At 41.1% G+C, this 241-nt stretch carries 1 protein-coding gene; it reads right to left on the reverse strand.

What is annotated here, in order from left to right; translation table 11 throughout:
• A partial coding sequence (locus tag B0E34_RS23010; RefSeq protein ID WP_228423132.1) for a hypothetical protein occupies positions 1–241 on the reverse strand: 241 nt, incomplete at both ends.

The raw sequence follows: 241 nt of genomic DNA on the forward strand, positions 1-241 counted from the left end.
CTACCGCCATGGAAGCAACACTGTTCCCTTTTTCATCTGTAACATGAATTCTTTCCGCCTCCGGATAAACAATCGGTATCAAGCTGCCTTCAGGGTTGCTTTGTTCTGTTATAATAATAATTTGTGAACGATCCACTAGGACATCGTTAATCTTGAGCGTGTACCCCTGATCTACAATTTGAATTTCCGGGTTAATGACAAGATCATGTGGTTTCAGACGTTTGTAATCGTCCGTCAAATA

Origin of the sequence: Chryseobacterium mucoviscidosis (assembly GCF_002177115.1) — a bacterium.
Classification (GTDB): Bacteria; Bacteroidota; Bacteroidia; order Flavobacteriales; family Weeksellaceae; genus Chryseobacterium; species Chryseobacterium mucoviscidosis.